This window comes from Mycobacterium sp. NAZ190054 (genome assembly GCF_001545925.1).
Taxonomy (GTDB): Bacteria; Actinomycetota; Actinomycetes; order Mycobacteriales; family Mycobacteriaceae; genus Mycobacterium.
On the sequence record NZ_LMVQ01000410.1, the window covers coordinates 1 to 2,160 of the forward strand.

The 2,160-nt window shown below is 68.7% G+C and carries 2 protein-coding genes; both read right to left on the bottom strand.

Annotated features, from left to right (window positions below; translation table 11 throughout):
- On the bottom strand, nucleotides 1-1,315 hold a 1,315-nt coding region (locus ASJ79_RS22920; RefSeq protein ID WP_067960334.1), incomplete at its 3' end, for a sodium:solute symporter.
- 15 nt (nucleotides 1,316-1,330) lie between these two features.
- Nucleotides 1,331-2,160, bottom strand: an 830-nt coding sequence (locus ASJ79_RS22925) for a thiamine pyrophosphate-dependent enzyme (protein WP_197420340.1), incomplete at its 5' end; no start/stop codon positions are given.

The window sequence follows — 2,160 nt, forward strand, 5'->3', positions numbered from 1 at the left end:
CGTCGCCGACGACGGCCATGGTGCCCAGCGTGACGACGGTGCCGACGCCCATCGACCACAGCGCGCCCGCACCGGTCGCGCGCTTCCACACGAACCCGCCGAGGATCGCGACCAACAGGCCGCCGACCAGGATGTCGTAGGCGATGGTCAACGCCGCGACGACATCGTTGAGCAGAGCGGCGATCACGATCACCGCGATGCCCAGCACCACCACATACATGCGGTCGGAGTGCACGTCCCGCTCGGCATCGGACTCCTCCGAAGGCACCGGGCGCCCGGTCAGCCGCAGCAGCAACGGTTTCACGTCGGTGCGCGCCACCGTCGCCGTCGCGATCAACGCCCCCGACGCCGTCGACATCATCGCCGCCACCGCCGCCGCCAGCACCAGGCCGCTGATGCCCACCGGCAGGATCGTCTCGGCGATCTGCGCATACACGTCGTCGCTGACCTTGATGTCGGGCAGGAATGTCGACGCCGCCATCCCGATCACCGCGCCGGCGACGCCGTACAGCACGCAGTACAGCGCGGCGGTGGTGCCACCCCACCGAGCCACTCCCGGTGACCGCGCCGTGAACACCCGCTGCCAGATGTCCTGCCCGATCAGCATTCCGAAGCTGTACACCACGAAAAACGTGATGATCGTCGGCATTCCGATCGCGCCGAGGTCGAACACCGCGTCACCGGCGCGCTCCCGGATGCCGTCGAAACCGCCCGCCCTCGACAACGTGAACGGCAGCATCAGCGCGAAGATGCCGATCGTCTTGAGGAGGAACTGCACCATGTCGGTCAGCGTGATCGACCACATGCCGCCGATCGACGAGTACAGCATCACGATCGCGCCGCCGATGATCACCGACACCGTCCGGTCGGTCCCGAACAGCACGTTGAACACCGTCGCGTACGCGATCGTCGACGTCACCGACAGCATCAACGTGTAGGCCACCATCACGATCCCCGACGCCGACGTGGCATCGATGCCATACCGCAGCCGCAGCATCTGTGCCACCGTGTACACCTTCAACCGCTGGATCCGGCCCGCGAAGAACAGGCTCAGCGCCAGCAGACCGACCGCGATCGCCACCACCAGCCACATCCCCGAGAGGCCGTACTCGTAGCCCAGGCCGACACCGCCGACCGTCGAGGCGCCGCCCAGCACGACGGCCGCCATGGTGCCGGTGTACAGGGTCGGCCCGAGCCGCCGGCCGGCGACCAGGAAGTCTGCCGAGTCCTTGGTCCTGGTCTTGCCCCAGAACCCGAAGGCGAGCATCGCGGCGAGATAGACGACGATGATCGCGATGTCGAGTGGCTTGCCCATGGGTGAACTCCTGACTCAGGTGGGTGCGAACATCTGCAGCAGTGCGGGCAGGACGACCACGGCGGGACCGCGGGTGGAGAAGGTGCCGGCGATTGTTTCACCGACGGTGTCCAGGGTGGCGTGGTGCGCCGGGACACCGAAACTGGTTGCCAGCGCGACGAAGTCGGGCTGTGTCAGCTCGGTGGCGGTGGGCTGGCCGAACGCGCCGGTCATGTACTCGCGCAGGATTCCGTAGCCGCCGTCGTCGACGATCAGCCACGTCACATCGGCGTCGTGCTGGCGCGCGGTCGCCAGTTCGGCGATGGAGTACATCGCGCCGCCGTCACCGGTCACGGCGAACGTGCGTCGCCCGGTGCCGATCGCGGCGGCGACCGCGGCCGGGAATGCGAAGCCCAGGCCGCCCGCGCCCTGCGCCGAGTGGAATTCACCGTCCCGGGGATCCCACGCCGACCATGCCCAGTACCCGGCGATGGTCATGTCCCAGAAGGTGTGTGCCGCAGCGGGAATCGCGGCACGCAGGTCGGCCATCAGCTTCAGTTCCGCGGCGAGGTCCTGCCCGGCGAGCCGCTCCTCGACCGCCCGACGCAGACTGTCCGCGACTGCAGCACCGTCCCCGGTACGCGGCTGCACCTGACCGGCGATGGCCGTCAGCGCGAGCGCGGCGTCGGCGTGGATGCCCAGCCCCGGATGGTTGGCCTCCAGCACGCGCACTTCGGCGTCGATGTGGACCAGCCGGCCCTTCGGCGCGAAGGTGAAGTAGTTGCTGGTGATCTCGCCCAGTGCGGTGCCGACCGCGAGCAGCACGTCGGCGTCCTCGAGCAGTGCGGTGGTGTGCCGGTCCTCGA